The 17,393-nt window shown below is 61.8% G+C and carries 20 protein-coding genes; 16 read left to right on the top strand and 4 right to left on the bottom strand.

Going from position 1 to position 17,393, the window contains the following annotated elements; translation table 11 throughout:
* Positions 1-129 precede the first annotated feature (129 nt).
* On the top strand, positions 130-432 hold the full coding sequence (locus B0E51_RS00330; protein ID WP_077442847.1) for a DUF3247 family protein: 303 nt from the start codon (positions 130-132) through the stop codon (positions 430-432).
* Between the two features lie 2 nt (positions 433-434).
* Here the strand turns inward: B0E51_RS00330 and B0E51_RS00325 are convergent, their stop codons facing one another.
* Complete coding sequence (locus tag B0E51_RS00325; RefSeq protein ID WP_077442846.1) at positions 435-1,631, bottom strand: acyltransferase; 1,197 nt, start codon at positions 1,629-1,631, stop codon at positions 435-437.
* Between the two features lie 152 nt (positions 1,632-1,783).
* On the opposite strand from B0E51_RS00325, the gene B0E51_RS00320 reads away from it, so the two are divergent.
* The 4 genes from B0E51_RS00320 (at position 1,784) to B0E51_RS00305 (ending at position 4,514) form a co-directional block, all read left to right on the top strand.
* Positions 1,784-2,662, top strand: coding sequence for a LytTR family DNA-binding domain-containing protein (locus tag B0E51_RS00320; protein ID WP_077442845.1), 879 nt, complete (start codon positions 1,784-1,786; stop codon positions 2,660-2,662).
* 72 nt (positions 2,663-2,734) lie between these two features.
* Positions 2,735-3,469, top strand: a complete 735-nt coding sequence (locus tag B0E51_RS00315) for a hypothetical protein (protein WP_077443255.1) — start codon at positions 2,735-2,737, stop codon at positions 3,467-3,469.
* Between the two features lie 63 nt (positions 3,470-3,532).
* Entirely contained in the window at positions 3,533-3,982 is a 450-nt protein-coding gene (locus tag B0E51_RS00310) for a DUF6491 family protein (RefSeq protein ID WP_077443254.1), read from the top strand.
* A gap of 58 nt (positions 3,983-4,040) precedes the next feature.
* On the top strand, positions 4,041-4,514 hold the full coding sequence (locus B0E51_RS00305; RefSeq protein WP_077442844.1) for a DUF6491 family protein: 474 nt from the start codon (positions 4,041-4,043) through the stop codon (positions 4,512-4,514).
* A 62-nt stretch (positions 4,515-4,576) separates the two neighbouring features.
* On the opposite strand, the gene B0E51_RS00300 is transcribed toward B0E51_RS00305, so the two are convergent.
* Positions 4,577-5,398: a ferritin-like domain-containing protein gene (locus tag B0E51_RS00300; RefSeq protein ID WP_077442843.1), complete on the bottom strand. Its 822-nt coding sequence runs from the start codon at positions 5,396-5,398 to the stop codon at positions 4,577-4,579.
* A gap of 140 nt (positions 5,399-5,538) precedes the next feature.
* Entirely contained in the window at positions 5,539-5,955 is a 417-nt protein-coding gene (locus tag B0E51_RS00295) for a universal stress protein (RefSeq protein WP_077442842.1), read from the bottom strand.
* 283 nt (positions 5,956-6,238) lie between these two features.
* Between B0E51_RS00295 and B0E51_RS00290 the strand changes: the two genes are divergently transcribed.
* The 11 genes from B0E51_RS00290 (at position 6,239) to B0E51_RS00240 (ending at position 13,785) form a co-directional block, all read left to right on the top strand.
* Complete coding sequence (locus B0E51_RS00290; protein WP_077443253.1) at positions 6,239-6,697, top strand: hypothetical protein; 459 nt, start codon at positions 6,239-6,241, stop codon at positions 6,695-6,697.
* Between the two features lie 125 nt (positions 6,698-6,822).
* Positions 6,823-7,353 carry a peroxiredoxin gene (locus B0E51_RS00285; protein ID WP_077442841.1) on the top strand — a complete coding sequence of 177 codons (531 nt, stop codon included), beginning with the start codon at positions 6,823-6,825 and terminating at the stop codon, positions 7,351-7,353.
* Positions 7,353-7,892, top strand: coding sequence for a hypothetical protein (locus B0E51_RS00280; RefSeq protein WP_077442840.1), 540 nt, complete (start codon positions 7,353-7,355; stop codon positions 7,890-7,892). Before B0E51_RS00285 ends, B0E51_RS00280 begins: the two co-directional genes overlap by 1 nt.
* Before the next feature lie 85 nt (positions 7,893-7,977).
* Positions 7,978-8,829: an energy transducer TonB gene (locus B0E51_RS00275; protein WP_077442839.1), complete on the top strand. Its 852-nt coding sequence runs from the start codon at positions 7,978-7,980 to the stop codon at positions 8,827-8,829.
* Positions 8,830-8,956: 127 nt separating this feature from the next.
* Complete coding sequence (locus tag B0E51_RS00270) at positions 8,957-9,718, top strand: DUF2884 family protein (RefSeq protein ID WP_143525737.1); 762 nt, start codon at positions 8,957-8,959, stop codon at positions 9,716-9,718.
* 135 nt (positions 9,719-9,853) lie between these two features.
* Complete coding sequence (locus B0E51_RS00265) at positions 9,854-10,285, top strand: hypothetical protein (protein WP_077443251.1); 432 nt, start codon at positions 9,854-9,856, stop codon at positions 10,283-10,285.
* A 10-nt stretch (positions 10,286-10,295) separates the two neighbouring features.
* Positions 10,296-10,871 (top strand): DUF924 family protein, encoded by a 576-nt coding sequence (locus tag B0E51_RS00260; protein WP_077442838.1) that lies wholly within the window; start codon positions 10,296-10,298, stop codon positions 10,869-10,871.
* A 29-nt stretch (positions 10,872-10,900) separates the two neighbouring features.
* On the top strand, positions 10,901-11,185 hold the full coding sequence (locus B0E51_RS00255; protein ID WP_077442837.1) for a DUF2845 domain-containing protein: 285 nt from the start codon (positions 10,901-10,903) through the stop codon (positions 11,183-11,185).
* A 57-nt stretch (positions 11,186-11,242) separates the two neighbouring features.
* Positions 11,243-11,563: a DUF2845 domain-containing protein gene (locus B0E51_RS00250; protein ID WP_077442836.1), complete on the top strand. Its 321-nt coding sequence runs from the start codon at positions 11,243-11,245 to the stop codon at positions 11,561-11,563.
* A gap of 65 nt (positions 11,564-11,628) precedes the next feature.
* Positions 11,629-12,855 carry a low temperature requirement protein A gene (locus B0E51_RS00245; RefSeq protein ID WP_254424348.1) on the top strand — a complete coding sequence of 409 codons (1,227 nt, stop codon included), beginning with the start codon at positions 11,629-11,631 and terminating at the stop codon, positions 12,853-12,855.
* Between the two features lie 81 nt (positions 12,856-12,936).
* Positions 12,937-13,785 carry a mechanosensitive ion channel domain-containing protein gene (locus tag B0E51_RS00240; protein ID WP_077442834.1) on the top strand — a complete coding sequence of 283 codons (849 nt, stop codon included), beginning with the start codon at positions 12,937-12,939 and terminating at the stop codon, positions 13,783-13,785.
* A gap of 7 nt (positions 13,786-13,792) precedes the next feature.
* Here B0E51_RS00240 and B0E51_RS00235 read toward each other — a convergent pair whose 3' ends face one another.
* Positions 13,793-17,374: a M1 family aminopeptidase gene (locus B0E51_RS00235; RefSeq protein ID WP_077442833.1), complete on the bottom strand. Its 3,582-nt coding sequence runs from the start codon at positions 17,372-17,374 to the stop codon at positions 13,793-13,795.
* Positions 17,375-17,393: the final 19 nt, after the last annotated feature.

The raw sequence follows: 17,393 nt of genomic DNA, 5'->3' as shown, positions 1-17,393 counted from the left end.
GGTCACCACCGACGTCGGCAAAGTGCCGGAGATCATGCACATCGTTCAGCTTGTAGACGGGCAAATTGACATCGCGTTGCCATTTTGCCGACTAGCGTTCGAATCCATTGGGTCGTTCGGAGCGAGTCCATGGACAGCCAGGCAGAACGTGTCTATACCGACCGGGCCAGCGTCCGGCAGCTTGAATCACTGATTGACCAACTGCCAATCCATGGCCACGTGGTGCTGGTCATGAAGGACGGCAGCAGCTGCGATGGCGTGGTCAACAAGCGGCCGAACGTGCAGCTGTTTCGCGATGCCCACGAGCGCGAAGGCATCAACGCCCGCGTGCAGTTGCGGCGCCCCGATGTGCCGGAGTGGAGTCAGCAGGTCTGGCTGGATCAGGTCATGCGGGTCGAACACCTCGATATGAGCATGATCGGCGAGAGCTGAGTTCAGGCAAGATCCTCGGCCAGTCGCGGCGGTGCAGCCATCGCTGCAGTCTTGGAGCGCAACGCATCCAGGCCGAACAATGGTCGCAGCCAGCGCACACGCCGGATCACGAACTCATGCAGCAGTGCACAGCCGCCGATCGTGCCGAGCAGGATCAGCGTCGGCTCGGCCATCGGCCCCAGCCCCAGCGGCAACAACTGCCAGGCGAACAGCAGCAACAGACTCTGATGCAGCATGTACCACGGGTACACCGCTTCGCGCGCATACGGCAGCCAGCGGAACGGGCGGTTGAGCAGTGCATGGCCCCAGCCGAGTACAGCGGTGATCGCGATCCAGGTGTAGCTGTAGTGCAGCCAGACCACGAGCAACTTGACTACGACCAACGCCGCGTGGGCATGGATGAACTGGCCCGCGAACCGGTCGAGGCCTTGGTACGCCGCGAAGCAGGCCAGCGCAAGCGCCAGTGTGACGTGACGCAGGCGCGACAATTCCGCCCACAGGCCGCTGTCAGTACCCAGCAGGTAACCGTAGAAAAACATCGTGGCGTAGAGCGCCAGCGCGTACCAGTCGCCGACCAGCGCATGCGTTTCCGGATAGCGCCAGGACAGCAGCAAGCCATACGCGAACAGCGGCAGCACAGGATGCACCAGCACGCTCGCGCCACGCAGCCGCAGGCAACCCGCGCGCAGGCGCTGGCCGAGGCGCGATTCCAGCAGCGGCAACAACGGCAACAGCAGCGTCGTGAAGAGCCACAGGTAGGGCAGGTACCACAGGTGTGCCCAGGTCAGCCCGTAATCCTTGTAGCTGTGTGTCCAGTAGTGCAGCAGGAATGCCCCGAAGCCCGGCGCGATCATGTGGTCGGTCAGCCCACCCACGTAAGACTGGATCGGGATCACCACCAGCATGCCGAACGCCAGCGGCAGCAGCAGGCGCAGCGTGCGCTTCCACGCCAGCCCGGCTAGCCCGATCCTGCCGCGCATGAAATGCACCGCCAGCCCCGAGATCAGGAACAGCAGTTCCATCCGCCAGCGATTCACGAACAGCATCGGGTATTGCAGCCACGTAGCGAGATAGTGACTGTGCAGCGGCAGGCCTTGCCAGTCAGCCACCGGTGCCACGTAGAGCATCCCGGCGTGATAGAGGATCAGCAGGCCAAAGGCGAGTACGCGTAGCACGTCGATATCATGGCGGCGAGTCATGTGGGAATTCCGGTGGAAAGTGCCGTCATGCTCATGCGCTGTGGCCCCGCCGTCTTGCGCCAAGTGACTGATGGACGCGGGATAGTGACGAACGGTGGGCAGCTGGGGACGAAGCCCGGAGCAATCGGCAGCGTTGCCCGTAGAATTGCCGCATGACGAATCACGCGACTTTCGAATACCGGGACTTCCAGCGCTGGCGGCGACCATTCGAGGTCAGTTTCTGGTTGGTGCTGTACGCATTGAATGCGTCGTTCAACAGCGTGACGTCGGCGATCGACCATGCCGCCCAGCCAGCGTGGCAGCCGTGGTCGTGGGAATGGAGCAGCGCACTGGTGTTTCTGGCCCTGCTGCCGGCAGTGATTGCCGCTGAGCGGCGCTGGCCATTCCGCTTTGATACGTGGAGGCGAAGCCTGCCGCTGCATCTGCTGGTCAGTGTGCCGTTCAGCCTAGCTCACGTCAGCGGCATGGTTGCACTGCGCAAACTGGCCTACACCATCGCAGGCCAGCATTACGATTTTGGCCCGTGGTGGTTCAATTTCGGTTACGAATACCTCAAGGACGTGCGCACCTATTTCTCGATCATCGCCATGCTGGCGTTGTACCGGTTATGGCAGTTGCGCATGCAGGGCGAGGCGCGGCTGCTGGTCGCACCGGACGAAGGGCCGCCGGTGGAGCCGGTGGAACGGCCTGAGCGTTTCCTGGTGCGCAAGCTGGGCAGGGAGTTTCTGATCAATGCGCGTGAGGTCGAGTGGCTGCAGGCCTCCGGCAATTACGTGAACCTGCATGTGCGAGGCCGCGATTATCCGTTGCGCGCCACCATGGCCGGGATCGAGGAGCGGCTGGATCCCGTCCGTTTCGTGCGGGTGCACCGCAGCTATTTCGTGAATCTGGATTACCTCGCCGAGATCGAGCCTTTGGAGAGCGGCGACGCGCGCCTGCAGCTTCGCGATGGAGCGAAGATTCCATGCAGTCGCCGTTATCGGATGCAGCTGCGCGAGCGGTTTGGCGAGGTGGTCGTCGGCACCGTGTGAAATCCGCGCAGTTGCGTGATGCTGCCGGCTCGTTCCACTCTAGGTACTTGTTCCCTCATGGATGCCTTGCCGATGAAACCGTCATTCCATCGCTCCGGTCTGGTACTGCTGTGTGCTGGCTGGTTGCTCGCTGGTTGCTCGCCGCAAGGTGGCCAACCTGCTGTCTCATTGGCGCAGTCGCAGCAACAGGCACAGGATGCCGATGCGGCGAGGAAGCTGGATACCTATCAGCAGCTGCTGCGCATCAAGAATGACGAGATGACGGTGACTATGGGTCACGACATCCTCGATCACTACCCGGGCAGCGCGGCAGCGAAGGAAGTGCAGCAGAGCCTGCCCGCGATCGAGCAGCGCTGGAAGGAGAACAGCGAAAAGAACCGGCTGGCCGCGCTGTGGCTGTACCAGGTGTCGCCGATGGCTGGTGGCACGCAGTCCACTGCCACCATCGTCAGCGGTCAGCCGTCAGGCAGGGAGCAGGTGCAACTGGTGCTGCGCCGGCATACCAGCTGGGGCCAGAGTGTGTTTCTGTACGGCAGCAAGCCCGGTTTCATCTGCCACGGCAACTGCACGCTGACTGCCACGGTGGATGGCAAGCCGGCGCACATCAAGGTATTTGCGCCACCGACCGGCGAGCCGGCGCTGATGATGATCGACGACAGGGGCTTCATCAGCATGTTGCAGAAGGCGAAGAAGATCAGCCTGGATGTGACCTTCGCCGCCGGCGAGAAGAAACAGACCCTGGTCTACGAAGTCGGCGGCTTTGATCCGACCAAGTGGGTCAGCCCCGGCAAGGACAAAAAGAAGTAAGCCGCTGTATGCCTGTCGCCAAGTGATGCGTTATCAACCTTATCCACGATGGAGGGCATCGCCATGAAATCCATGCATCTATTATCCGGGCTGCTCGCCGCTGGCGTGCTCGCTGGCTGCTCCAGCGTGCCCTATGCCCAGCGACAGAGCCAGCGCCAGGCGGAATACGCGGCAGCGGCCGGTGCGCCAGTGCGCAGTTTTCATTTCTTCAGCCCGCTGTATTCGTGGGAGGCATTGAGCGACCAGCAGCTGGCAGTCTATGCCCGGCCCAACCAAGCTTGGCTGCTTGATGTGGACGGCTGTCCAAACTTGACGTTTGCGAATGCGATTGGATTGACCTCCAGCTTCCATGATGTATCGGTGCGTTTCGATCGCGTGCTGACTGGACGGAACGGATACCCTTGCACCATCACGCAGATCCGTCCGATCGATGTGGGTCGTTTGCGGGCCGCGCAGCAGGCCCAGCGCAAGATCGACGAAAAGCCGCGTGAGGCGGCTTCTGGCGCTCAATGATTCGTTTGCCTGATCGATACGTTGCGTCGGCAGGCTTGATTCCACGGAGACCGCGGGCATGACCAAGTCATATTTGCCATTGATCGGTTGCCTGCTGGCCGGTTTGCTGGCCGCCTGCGCCAGCGCACCGTCTGCGCAAGACATGCAGCGGCGTGAAGCCGCCTACACGGCGGCGGCCGGTGCGCCCGTGCGCAGCTTTCGGCTGGTGCCGGGGGCGTCGATCGACTCATGGGAGCCGCTCAGCGATACCCAACTGGTGGTCTATACGCGGCCCACGCGCGCGTTCCTGCTGGATACCTGGCCTTGCAGCGGCCTGACCGTTACCAACAGTGTCGGGTTCACCTCCTTTGCCGGTGAAGTCTCCGTGGGCTTCGACAAGGTGCTGACGACGCGCGGCTATCTCCCCTGCGCGATCAAGCAGATTCGACCGGTGGATCTGGCACGCTTCAAGCTGGAAAAGGGGGCTCAGCGCCATGCCGACGTCATGGCCCGTGATCATGCCGACGCTGCGCCACCCTCGAATGGCAACTGAAACCTCAATCCATTGGCCGCGAATCGTCTGCCTGGGACATGCCATGGCACCGACCGATGAGCTCAGTGCAGGAACAGCTTGCCGCTGATCCGCGCCAGTGGCTTTTCCAGCGCATTCTGCAGCCGTGTCGGCAGGTCCAGCGGCTTGAGCAGCATCTTCACGGTCATGGTGGCCGAGATATGCCGGCGCAACAGACCCTGCGCCCGCTCGCTGATGCGGCGGAATTCCGTTTCGTTGCCCTGATGCTGCGGATAGCACTGGTTGAATACATGGCGCAAGGCGATGTTGCTGTCCTCGCTCTTGATTTCGTTGACCCGGCGCAGGATTGCGCGGAACACCTTGTAGCGGCCGAAACCTTCGCGCTCGCGGTATAGCCGATAGTGCTGGTAGAAGTGCTTGTAGTGGCGCACTTCGTCGCTCTTGATGTGATTGGTCAACTGTTTCAGCACGGGCTCGTCAGTGAGCTCGTGCAGTGCGCGGTACAGACTGGCGGTGCCGGTTTCCACCACGCAGCGGGCGGCCAGTTCCAGTCCACGGCAGGATTCGAGCTGCTCAGCGGTGCACACCGCACCGTATTCGTTCCAGAACGCATTGAAGCCACGCTCCCAGTCGAACTCCGGCCAGACGCGGCGGACATAGGCAGTCAGCGCGCGACCGTGCTGCAGTTCCTCATGCTCCCAGTGCTGGCGCAGCCAGGTCTGCAATTCCTGGTCGCCGGCAAAATGATCGATCAGGTTCTGTGTGTACAGATCCGAGCCGCTTTCGACGAACGACGAACTGCACAACAGAAAGAACAGATCCTCATCGTGGCGCACGCGCGCGACATCGATACGGCTGAGATCCAGATTGTCCAGACTCCAGGGCAGGGCGTGGGAATAACTCAAGCGGACGTCCTGTGTGGTTTGGGTTGGACGACAGGCATGAGAGCCGCCGTCGCATGACGAGAAATGCCACAGGATAGTGCTTCACGCCGGTGGAGGATTAACCTGCGCCGACTTGCCGTCCGCGGATTCGCCGGCATGTCTCAGCGCACGACCGTCACCGGTACGTGGGCACGTGCCAGCACGTTGTTGGATACCGAACCAAGCAGCCAGCGTGCCAGCGCGCCGCGCTCGGTGTGGCCGATCACGATGTGGTCGATGCCATGCAACGCGATCTGGCCCAGCAACACATCGCCCGGGCTGCCATAGGTCAGCTCGACATCGACCAGACTGGCGGCATCGGGCACGATCGCGGTCAATTCCTCCAGCAGTTCCCGGGCGCGCTGTGTACCGGAGTCCGCCATCATCAGGGTAGAAGCATCGGCGCCGCCCTCGGTGACCTGCAACACCGACACTACGCGCACGCGGCCTCCACTGCAGCGAATCAGGTCGATCGCGAATTGAAACGCGCGCCGGGATGCGTCGGAGCCGTCGTAACCTACCAATGAATACTTGACCATGGGTTTCCTTCGCTGCACTCCGGCATCGGAGTCATGTCGAGTCTAGACAGTGTTTTCCGCGCGTCACAAGCCTGGGTCGTGCTTTGAATCGGGATCGGCGACAGTCTGCGCGGGGGGCTGTTATCGAATCATCAAGGCTGGCAACCTGAACGGAAGTCATGCTTGTGCACACCGCTGTCACGCCGCGGTGCACACGCTGTCTCCACCACACAGCGGCGTGCCGAGCCTCTTAAGGGAAGCATGTTCGACTCTGTGTTGGCAGAACTCATTCAAGGAGATGATCATGATCAAACGTACTTTAGGAATGGCCGCCCTGGTGCTGGCTTGTGCGACCGCGACTACCGTGCTGCCGGTTTCCAGTGCGCACGCAGACGAAGCAATGGTGCAGTGCCATCTCAGGTTCAACCTTGCCGGCTGGTCGCTGATCTACAAGCATGCCGAGGGCAATGGCACGATCCGCTGCGACAACGGACAGAGCGCCAACGTCAAGATCAGCGTGGTCGGTGGTGGCATTACCGCTGGCAAATATCGAATCAACGACGGCAAGGGCGAGATCAGCAACGTGCATGGCATTCGCGAAGTCTTCGGCGACTATGCACAGGCTGGTGCCGAGGCTGGCGTGGTCAAGAGTTCCCAGGCGCAGGTATTGACCAAGGGCACCACCTCACTGGCGCTGGCCGGGACGGGCGAGGGCGTCAACCTGGGTGTCTCGGTGGGCAAATTCACCATCGAGCCGCGTTGATGCCAACGGAATGTCAGATAAGCACGATGTGACATCGGAGGGCGCCGCATGGCGCCCTTCGCTTTTGGGCGCGTAAACTGCGGCGGCTGCACTTCCTCCCCCGTGTTCCCGCTGGAGATTCCGTCATGCGCCGTCTTTGTTGTCTGCTCGTGTTGACCCTGCTGTGTGCTTTGGCGGCGCCGGCCTTCGCCGCTACCCCGCAAGTGGGTGACACCGCGCCGGCTTTCCACCTGCAAGACCAGAACGGCCACTGGCATGCGCCAGCCGATTTTCATGGTCACTGGCTGGTGCTGTATTTCTATCCGAAAGACTTCACGTCTGGCTGCACCACCGAGGTGTGCGCCTTCCGCGATGACATCGCCAAGCTGCGCAAGACAGGTGCCGAGGTGGCGGGTGTGAGCCTCGATGGCGTGAAATCGCATGCCGAGTTTGCCTCGAAATACCATGTGCCGTTCCCGCTGCTCTCCGATGCCGACCGCAGCGTAGCCACCAGCTACGGCGTGCTCACCGAACGCATGGGCATCCACTACGCCAGGCGCACCACCTTCCTGATCGACCCGCACGGCAGGATCGCCAAGGTTTACGTGGATGTGGACCCGGAAAAGAATTCCGCCCAGGTGATGAACGACCTGGCTGCCCTGAAGGCGGCAGGCTGATGCCCTTGATGATTCGCGACCGGTCCATGCAGCCGCACGGGCTGGCCATCTGGCGTGTCTTGGTATGGGCGCTGCTGCTGCTTGCCGCACTTGGTTGCCTGCAGTATGTACGCCACGCGCAGCAGGTCTGGGAGCAACTGCAGACACTGGCACCGGCGGAGCCTGATGCGGTCGCAGCGCTGCACAGCATGCTTGGCTGGGACATGGCTTACCTGGTGGCTGCGTTCAGCCTGATCGTGATCTGCGCCGGCTGCGTTTTGCGCCAGTCCTGGGCGCGGCCATGCATGCGGTTGGCGGCGGTGTTGCTTGCGGCATGGCTGATATACAGCGGCATCCTGCTGTGGCTGGAGTGGCAGCCGCTTTTCTCAGGAGCCAGCGGCGACTTCCTGCATACAGCAATGCACCAGGAATTGCCGCAGGTTTACCGCAGCATGCAGCTGGCGCTGCTGTTCAAGGGGCTTGCCGTGCCCCCCCTGCTGTGGCTGAGCTGGTGGCTGGGGCGCCCGGCGGCACGTACCCAGTTTCGGCTGCGTCGCTGAGGTTCATACGACTGATTGTCGAACGACTGCTTGCATCGTGGCTTGGCGCTAGACTGCTCAGCAGGCTTACTAAGGAGGGACAGCGATGAGACGCTTATTGCTGGGGTTGTTCTGTGTATTGCTGTCGAGCGTGACGCTGGCCGCCGGGCCCAATGCGGTGCGCAAGAGGGCACAGGCGAGCATGTTGGTTACCGGAGTGGTCGAAGTGGCCCCGGATGGCAGCGTCCACGAATATGCCATTGATCAATCAGACAAGCTCCCGCCTGTCGTCGTCGATCTTATCCGGAAGAACGTCCCTGCCTGGACGTTCGTGCCTGTTCTCGTCAACGGTCAACCCGTGGTTGCAAAAGCGAAAATGAGCTTGCGCATTGTCGCCAAACGGATCGACGACCAGCATGAATCGATCGGCATTGCCGGCGCCCAGTTTGGTCAGGAGGATGACGATGCCACTGAGCATGTCAGTTACAAGGAGCATCCTGCTCCACGTTATCCGAATCTTTCATTGAGAGCACATGTTTCCGGCACCGTATATGTATTGGCACGCATTGACCGGCAGGGGCAAGTGGCGGATGTGGCGGTCGAGCAGGTCAACCTCGGCGTCTATACCAATGACAACGAGATGGCTGAATTCCGGAAGGATCTCGCCAAGGCTTCCTTGGCGGCAGTCAGGCAGTGGACGTTCAACACGCCCACCCACGGTAAGGGTATAGCTCGCGATTACTGGGTGGCGCGGATACCGATCAACTACAGTGTGAACGGCTACACCCCGGTCGCGAAATACGGTCAATGGCAAGCCTATGTGCCTGGTCCGAGTGAATTTGTGCCGTGGGCGCATACAGATACGCTGCTTGCAGGAAGTGCCGATGCCACCCCGGACGGATCCATCCAGCAGATCGACCAAGGCCTGCATCTCAAGACGCAGCTTGGTGGCACCTGATGCCGGAATCAATAAGCTGAAATAGCTGAGTGCCTGCAGAGATCTCGCTGGCCGATCTGTCGCATTCAGCATGGGTTGCTGGATGACAGGGTATCGCTTGGCTGACATCTCTCAGGAAATTCACTCGATGCGTCTGCCTTGCATGATTGCCGTCCTCGGCGTTGGACTGGCCATGTTGGTGCCATCTCTTCATGCACAGGAGTTGGCAACCACTTGCCATGCCAGCAGCAGTTATGACGTGACATTGCGACCGGACAGCCTGTTGTTCGATCGCCCATCGCCGGCACCGTTTCATGTCGAGCTGCAGCAGGGTGCATTGCGTACCGATGGTGCCTCGATGCCCTTGAACGCGGAGGATCAGGATCGGCTGGTGCTGTTCGAACGGGAGCTGCGTGCGTTGGCACCACGGGTGCGCGCAGTCGCACAGAACGGCGTGGACATGGCGGTGCATGCCGTGCACGCCGAAACTGCCGGCCTGGGCTTGAATGCCGATACACGCAGCGAATTCAACCGCCGTCTCGATGCGCATGCCAGCGAGCTCAAGCAACGCATCGCGGCCAGCCAAAGCACCCATGACTGGCAGGGCGATGCCGCCAACCAGGTCATGAACCAGATGGCGGCTGATCTTGTACCACTACTGGCAGCCGATCTCGGCCAGCAGGCGATCAATGCGGCACTTAACGGCGACCTGCAGACTGCAGCAGATCTGCGCGATCGCGCCGCAACGCTCGCCACCGACCTGCAGCCCCGCCTGCAACAGCGTCTGCAGGCGGCACTGCGTCCGCAGATTGAAGCATTGTGCCCGTCGATCCAGCGGCTGGCCGAGCTGCAGCAAGGCATACGCGGCAGCAACGGCCGGCTGTTGAATCTGCTGCAGATCGATCAGTGAGCCGCCAGACGGGCCCGACGCAACCTGCTCAAGGCTGACTGCAATCCCGCAGGCTGCCCCGGATTAATCTCCCGCTAAGTGAGAGAGGACGACGATAGCGATGTGATCCATCCATCGTCCAGCCAGGAGGCGGCTGTGCAGCCATATCCTCCGCAAGCCATCTGTCATGCCCTGATCCGGCGCAGCGTCGATTTGCAGCGGCTGTATCGGCATGCCGCTGTGGCATGCGAGCCGGGCTTGCGGCTGGTGCTGGGCGAGAATGCACACACGCTGGGTTTGCTGATTGCCGACCTGCAACGTGCCAGCAGTAGCGCGTCGCGCCGACATGGCAGTTGGCGCGGTACCGTGCATCGACATGTAGCCGGTTGCCTGGTGCGTACCGCCGCACGTCGCGACAGCGCCTGGATCCGCGTGCTGGCACATCACGAGAGTGCGTTGCTGCACGCGTTCGAACAGGCGATTGCCGCGCTGCCTGTCGAGGCGGCGCTGATTCTGCATCGCCAGCTGCCGCGCCTGCGGGGCATTCATCTGGACATGCATAGCCTGGTCGGCAGTGCGCGTTACTGACCGAACAGCGATGCTCACAACCGCAAGGGATGTCCTCGATTTCTGGTTTGCCCAAGCCAACGCTGTACGCTGGTTCGGTATCGATACGGCCTTCGACGAAGAGATCCGCGAACGTCTCGGTCATGCGGTCGACGCCGCGGCCGATGGTCGGCTGGATGGCTGGACGGCCACCCCATCGGGCTGGGTGGCGCTGCTGATCCTGCTCGATCAGTGTCCGCGCAACCTGTATCGCGGCGATCCGCGAGCCTGGACGCAGGACGTAAAGGCCCAGCATCTGGTGTTGTCAGGTTTGGTCCGTGGTGACGACCGGCGATTGCCGCCACTTCAGCGCGTATTTGCCTACATGCCGTTGCAACATGCGGAAGACATGGGATTGCAACAGCGCTCGGTGGAGCAGTTCGGGGCGCTATGCGCAGATGTGCCTATGCAGCAGCGTGAACGTTTCGCAGGATTTTTCGATTATGCTCGGCGACACTGCGAGGTGATTGAGCGCTTCGGCCGTTTTCCGCATCGCAATGCCGCACTGGGCCGTGCCAGCACACCGGAAGAGCTGATTTACCTGGCCAAGCCGGGTACCGGTTTCTGAAACGCATTCATCGTACGAAGGAGAGTGCCATGCGTCATCTGTTGCTGCTTCCGTTGCTGGCTTTCAGCGTTGCTGTCTGTGCGAGCGAGACCCTGCGTGTCGGCCAGCAGGTGCTGGCGGTGGGTGATACCGCTGCGCACACGCTCGACCTGCTGGGTACGCCGACCTACAAGGAGCCGGTAGAGAACAAGTTCGGCGCATTTCTCGGTGAGCGTTGGCAATTCAGCCGCGAGGATGGCCATGTGATCACCGTGACGATCATCGCCGGCAAGGTTTCCGCGATCGAGGATCGCCTTGAGGAACGTCGCGGCTGAGTCGACTCCATTGCAGCGGTAAGGACTACCGAACTTCATCAGACCAGGGAGAAGGTCATGCACATTCGCCTCATCGTAGCCTTGTTCGCGCTCACCGCCGCGGCGCAGGCGTCCAGCAGCTTGCGTGTAGGCAGTCAGGTACTCACTGTCGGCGATAGCCGGGAGCGTGTCACCGAGCTGTTGGGCAAGCCGTCGTCAAAATCGCACAAGCGCAGTTCCCATGGCCGCAACAGCAGCGGTGGCAGCCGACGTGGCGGTGTCCGTGTACAGACCAAGGACAAGGGCGGCGAGCAGTGGCGTTATCGTCGGGACGACCATGTGACCGTGGTGACGATGGTGGATGGCCGGGTCAGTGAGATCGAGGATGAGCGGATCTGACCCGATCGCGTGACGGTATCCGGGCTGCCATGCGATAAAGGCGCAAACCTGCCTGAGGTCGCCATGTGAGCATTCCCTCGTCAGCCGATCCTGCCCGCACCATGCGACATGGCTTGCTGCGCGCGCGCCATGCCGGCGGCCATGGCAAGGTCACCAACATCGAGCTGTTTTTCGACCTGGTTTTCGTCTACGCGGTGACCCAGCTGTCGCATACGTTGCTGCATGGTCTGAATGTGATCGGTGCGCTGCAGGTGTTGCTGCTGTTCCTGGCGGTGTGGTGGGTGTGGGTGTTCACCAGCTGGGTCACCAACTGGCTCGATCCGGAACGTCCGCTGGTGCGGCTGCTGCTGCTGGCACTGATGTTCGCCGGGTTGCTGTTGTCGATCGCTCTGCCCGAGGCATTCGGCGCACGTGGCTTGCTGTTTGCCGGTGCTTACGTCTTCATGCAGGTGGGGCGCACGTTGTTCATGCTATGGGCGCTGGGTGATGCCGCGTCGGCGAATACGCGCAACTTCCAGCGGATCACGGTCTGGCTCGTTATATCCGGTGCGCTTTGGCTTGCTGGTGGCTGGCTGGACGGCCAGTGGCGCTGGATGTTGTGGATTGCTGCACTGATGCTGGAATACCTCGGGCCGGCACTGGCCTTTCCCGTGCCCGGCCTGGGTCGCTCGAGCACTACCGACTGGGATATCGACGGCGGTCACCTGGCCGAGCGCTGCAGCCAGTTCGTGATCATCGCACTGGGCGAGTCGGTGCTGGTGACTGGGTCGAGTTTTGCCGAGACCCTGGCGCAACCGCAGGCGCTGCTCGCATTCGCCAGTGCCTTCGCCGGCAGCGTGGCGATGTGGTGGATCTATTTCGATCTGGCAGCCGAACGCGGCAGTCGGGCAATCCGGCAGTCGGCCGATCCCGGCCGCACGGCGCGGGTTGCCTATACTTATCTGCATCTTCTGATCGTCGCCGGCATCATCGTCAGCGCGGTGGCCGATGAACTGACCCTGCACGATGGGGCGCAACGCGTCGACACGATCAGCGGCACCGTGCTCCTGGGCGGCCCGGCGCTGTATCTGTTCGGCAATGCGTGGTTCAAGAAGACGGCGAACAGCACCAACCTGCCCCTGTCGCATCTGCTCGGGCTCGGCTTGCTGGCGGCATTGGCGCTGACGCTCACGTGCTGGTCGGTGGCATCGCTGGGCATGGCGACGACGGCCGTATTGGTATTCGTGGCGCTGTGGGAGGTGTGCTCATTGCGCTCGGTACGCCAGGCGCTGCGCGAGTCGGCCACGCACTGAGTCATGCACTGGTCGCCGTCGGCGAATTCTTCATGACGGGTTTGCTAGGCTGACGCCGGTTTTTTCCGCGAGCCGCCAGCCATGCATGATTTTCTGGAACGCCTTCTCGGGCACGATCTTGGCGAAGCCGTCATCACGAACGGACTGCACCTGCTGGAAGCTCTGCTGATTCTCTTGCTGGGCATCTGGCTGGCCGCACGGCTTGCCAATGTCACGCAGCGGGCGCTGCAGCGCGCGCGAGTGGACACCACGCTGAGCGGATTCCTGCGCAACCTGATCTACGGCGTGCTGGTGGCGGTGCTGATCGTGATGGCGTTGACCCAGGCCGGCATACCTTCAGCGCCCCTGGTCGCCGCACTGGGTACCGCCGGACTGGCGGTTGGGCTGGCGTTGCAAGGCTCGCTGAGCAACCTGGCCTGGGGCGTGCTGCTCGTCGTGTTCCAGCCGTTCCGTGTCGGTGATTACGTGACCGCCGGTGGCATCGAGGGCACGGTGGAAACCATCAACCTGATGCACACGCTGCTGATCCTGCCGGACAACCGCGAAGCGATCGTGCCAAACGCGAAGATCGGTAGCGACGCCATCCTCAATTTCAATCGCCGTGGCACGCGACGCTTTGAACTGAAGTTCGGTGTCAGCCATCGCGACGACATCGACAAGGTGATGGCCGCCATCACGAAGCTGTTCGAAGCCGATGCACGGATCTTGAAGAATCCTTCACCGGGCGTATCGATCGATAGCCTGGCTGGTGAGACGGTGAACCTGGTCTTGCGCGGCTGGACGCGCGTCGGTGACAACTCGGCGGTCCAGGCCGACCTGCTGCGCGCGATCAAGCAACGGATCGACGCGCAGGAGATCAGTATTCCAACCACGCCAATGGATATCCGATTGATCCAGGGCGTGGTTCCGCCGGTGGCGAAGCCGGACTGAGCAGCCGCTACTGCAGCGTCACCGGCCTCCGGTTGTCGCTGGAGACACGGTCGATCAGTTCGTTGTACGGATCGATGCCGGCGTCGAACGGCTTGCTGTCGACAGTCACCGTGATCGTGCTGTCGCCGTTCGCCACCATCTGCTCCTTCAGGTACAGCGGCTTGCCGTCCTTGCCATCGGCAGGTGCGGCGAACACGCCGATGTCGATCGGGATGTCCGGCGTGGCATCGGTTTCCTTGCCGGTGCCGTCGACGTAGACCTTGCCGGCATGCACCTTCATGGTCACCTCGTACTTGCCGTCCGGCAGCTTCTTCGCGGTGGCCTCGGTGATGCGGTTGTCGAACAGGGTGATCTTCCAGAAGAAGTCATCCAGCAGCGGCTGCCACTTCGGCCCGACCGCCTTGGCCAGTGCGTCCATGAACTCCTGCGAGGTGGTGTAGGGCGGTTGCTGAAAACCCTTGTCGAGCAGGAACTGCTTGAGCATCGCGTCGAGCTTGTCCTCGCCGATGTAGTCCTGCAGTGCATAGAACACCAGCGAACCCTTGCGGTAATGGATGTACTGCTGGTTCTCCACTTTCGCCAGCGGTTCCTCGGCCAGCTTCTCGGTGGCACGGCCCGCCAGGTAGTTGTCCAGTTCGTATTTCAGGAACTTGTGCATCTGGTCGGCGCCGTACTTCTGCTTCATCACCATCAGCGCGGAATACTGCGCCAGCGATTCGCTGAGCATGGTCGAGCCCTGCGTGTTTGCGCCGATCACCCGATGCGCCCACCACTGGTGGGCCACTTCGTGCGCGGTGACGTAGTAGACGTAGTCGATCTTCGACTTGTCGCGCAGGTCGGCGATGAAGCCGATCGATTCGGAGAACGGAATCGTGTTGGCGAACGACTGCGCGAAGGCGGCGTAGTTCGGGAATTCCAGGATGCGCAGCTGGTGGAACTGGTACGGCGTGTAGTTCGTGTCGTAATAGTCCAGCGCATCCTTGGCGCCCTGGATCATCCGGTCCACGTTCCATGCATGCGCCGGGTTGTAGTACACCGAAATATCCACGCCCTTCCACGTCTCGTGCTTCACGGCATAGCGTGCCGAGAGGTAGGAGAAGAACGGCAGCATCGGCTGGTCCATGACGTAATGGAAATAGTGCCGCCCGTTCGCGGTCCATTCCTTCTGCAGATAGCCCGGTGCCACCGCGACCTGATCGGCGGCGGTGGATACGGTGGTATCGAAGCTGATCCAGTCCGCATCGTTGCTGAGGTAGGTGTTCGCGCGTGCCCTCTCGTCGCCGAGCTTCGGCATCCGCGGCACCTCGCCTTTCAGGCCGTATTTGCGGCGATCGTTGCGATCGGTGATCTGCGCTTCCGTCTGGTAGCCGAATTGCGGCATCACACTGTTGTTGAAGAAGGTGCCGTTATAGGCGAGGAAGGTTCCTTCCGGACTATTGGTGAAACCCTGCGGTGCGTATTCCAGATCGAAGTCGAAGTTCATCGACGCGCCCGGTGCCAGTGGTGTTTTCAGTCGGTAGATGGTGTAGCCGAGATCCTTGTCCTCGCTGACCGTGTCGTGCGGTGCGAAATCCAGCGACTTCAACTTGAAGCCGTCGGTGTAGTTCACGTGCAGTTCGCTGATCGGCGTGTCGTGCTTGTTGACCAGGGTGTAGTGGCCGCGAATCTCCAGCTTGCGCTGGTACGGATGGATGTCGACATCCGCCTTCACCGCGGTGATGCGCGGCTGCGGCAGATCCTTGTACTTCGCGTATTTCTTCTCGTAGTCGGCGCGTTGTTTCAGTTTGTCGCTGCTGCTCAGGTAGTGGTTGAGCAGGTTGGTGTTGTAGTAGATCCACGCGCCACTGCCGATGAAGGCAAGCAGACCGAGCGCCAGTGCAATCTTCGTCGGCGCGCGCAGTCGTGAGCGTGCTTCACGCATCCGCTCACGCCAGACCTGGCCGGTGCCGCGAACCCAGAACAGCGCGGCCAGCACCAGCAATACCACCGCACAGCTGGCCCAGTAGAAGTCGAACCACAGCGTCGCCTTGAGGAAATGCCCGAAGCCGTTCATGTCCGAATACGGCGCAGACGGTACGTTGCCGTAGTTGTACAGATTCTGTTCCCAGTGCAGCAGCCCAAAGCCAATCTGGCAGACGAACCACAGGATGGTCAGCAGGTAGCCAAGAAACTTGTTGTTCGACAGCACCTGCAGGAACAACGCCAGCGCCGCCAGCAAAGCGAACGGGATCGTATCCAGCGCCAGTGTTTCCAGATACAGGCCCAGCTCCAGATGGGTGTAGCCGTGCGCCAGCTGCCAGCCGATACCGACCAGCGAGCCGACCAGCTGGAACACCACGATCACCGCCAGCAGGGCGCCGAGCTTGGCGGTCAGCGGGATCCAGTCCGGCAGCGGGAACGCATCGGTGACCTCGGCTGAGCGCTGGCTGCGCTCGCGCCACACCAGTTCGCCGGCGTAGAACGTGATGATGATGAAGAGCAGCCACTGGAAGCTGCCGCGCACGCCGTCCAGCACCTGGTGGGTGACTGGCCAGGTGGCGGTGCCATAGATCTGTCCGGACAGCGTCAAGACACCGAACAGGTTGGCCAGCCCCAGCGCCAGCATGATCAGGAACGGCACGCCGCGCAGCACGCCGAACGTGTCGAATGCGAACTGCGTGCGCAGTTGCAGCAGGTGCGCGCCAAGATTGTCGGCCAGACGCACTTTGGGCAACGTCAGCGTGGCATGGCTGGCCTGTGGGCGCAGCATCGGCGGTTCCGCACGCTTCTTGCGTCGCGGCAGCTGCAGGCCTTCGCGGTTCGGCCGGAACAGTGCAAATGTGGCACCGAACATGGCAAGACTGACGCCGGCCCACAGCAACCGGTTGAACAGCAGCACGCCAGTCAGTGGGGGCAGTTCGTGATTGGACTGGTAGGCCGACCAATAGCGAGTGACCAGCGCGATGGTGCGCCCGCCGAAGGGGTCGAGCATCGCGGCGATGAAATGGTTGTTGACGTCCTTGGTCAGCTGACCAACGATGCTCTGCAGCACGAAATAGACGATCACACCGATATAGGTGGCCAGCAGCGAGCGCGTGGTGCTGGCCAGCAGGAACAACAGCGCGGCGATGAACAGCATGTCCGGCACCACCATCACGCCGAATGCCCACGCATAACCATGCCAGCTGGGTGGCCCCAACCGCAGCGCATCGATCCACGGCATCATGCCGCCGAGCGCTATGCCCAGCGCGCAGGCCAGCATGATTGCCAGCGACGCCAGATAACCCGCAGCAAAGCGGCCACCGAGATAGGCGCCACGACTCATCGGTGTGGTGAAGAACAGCTCTGCGGTGCGCTGGTCGAAATCGCGCAGCGCGGCGCCGGCGACGAACACCGTCACCAGGAACATGCTGAGTATCGTCAGCACGCTGAGCAGCCGGACGATCACCAGCGGCGCATTGCGCAATACATTGCCACTGGAGCCGCCGATGATCACCGCATCGGTGGTTACCAGAGTGAAGGCGAGCGCGCCGAACACGGCAGCGATGATCCAGAACAGCGGCGCCTTCAGCTGCTGGCGCAATTCAAATCGGAGTATCTCGAAAAACATATTCCCGTCCCTGTAGTGG

Origin of the sequence: Rhodanobacter sp. C05 (assembly GCF_002001165.1) — a bacterium.
Classification (GTDB): Bacteria; Pseudomonadota; Gammaproteobacteria; order Xanthomonadales; family Rhodanobacteraceae; genus Rhodanobacter.
The sequence above is the reverse complement of the archived record's forward strand: the minus strand, read 5'-3'. Positions and strand labels throughout refer to the sequence as shown.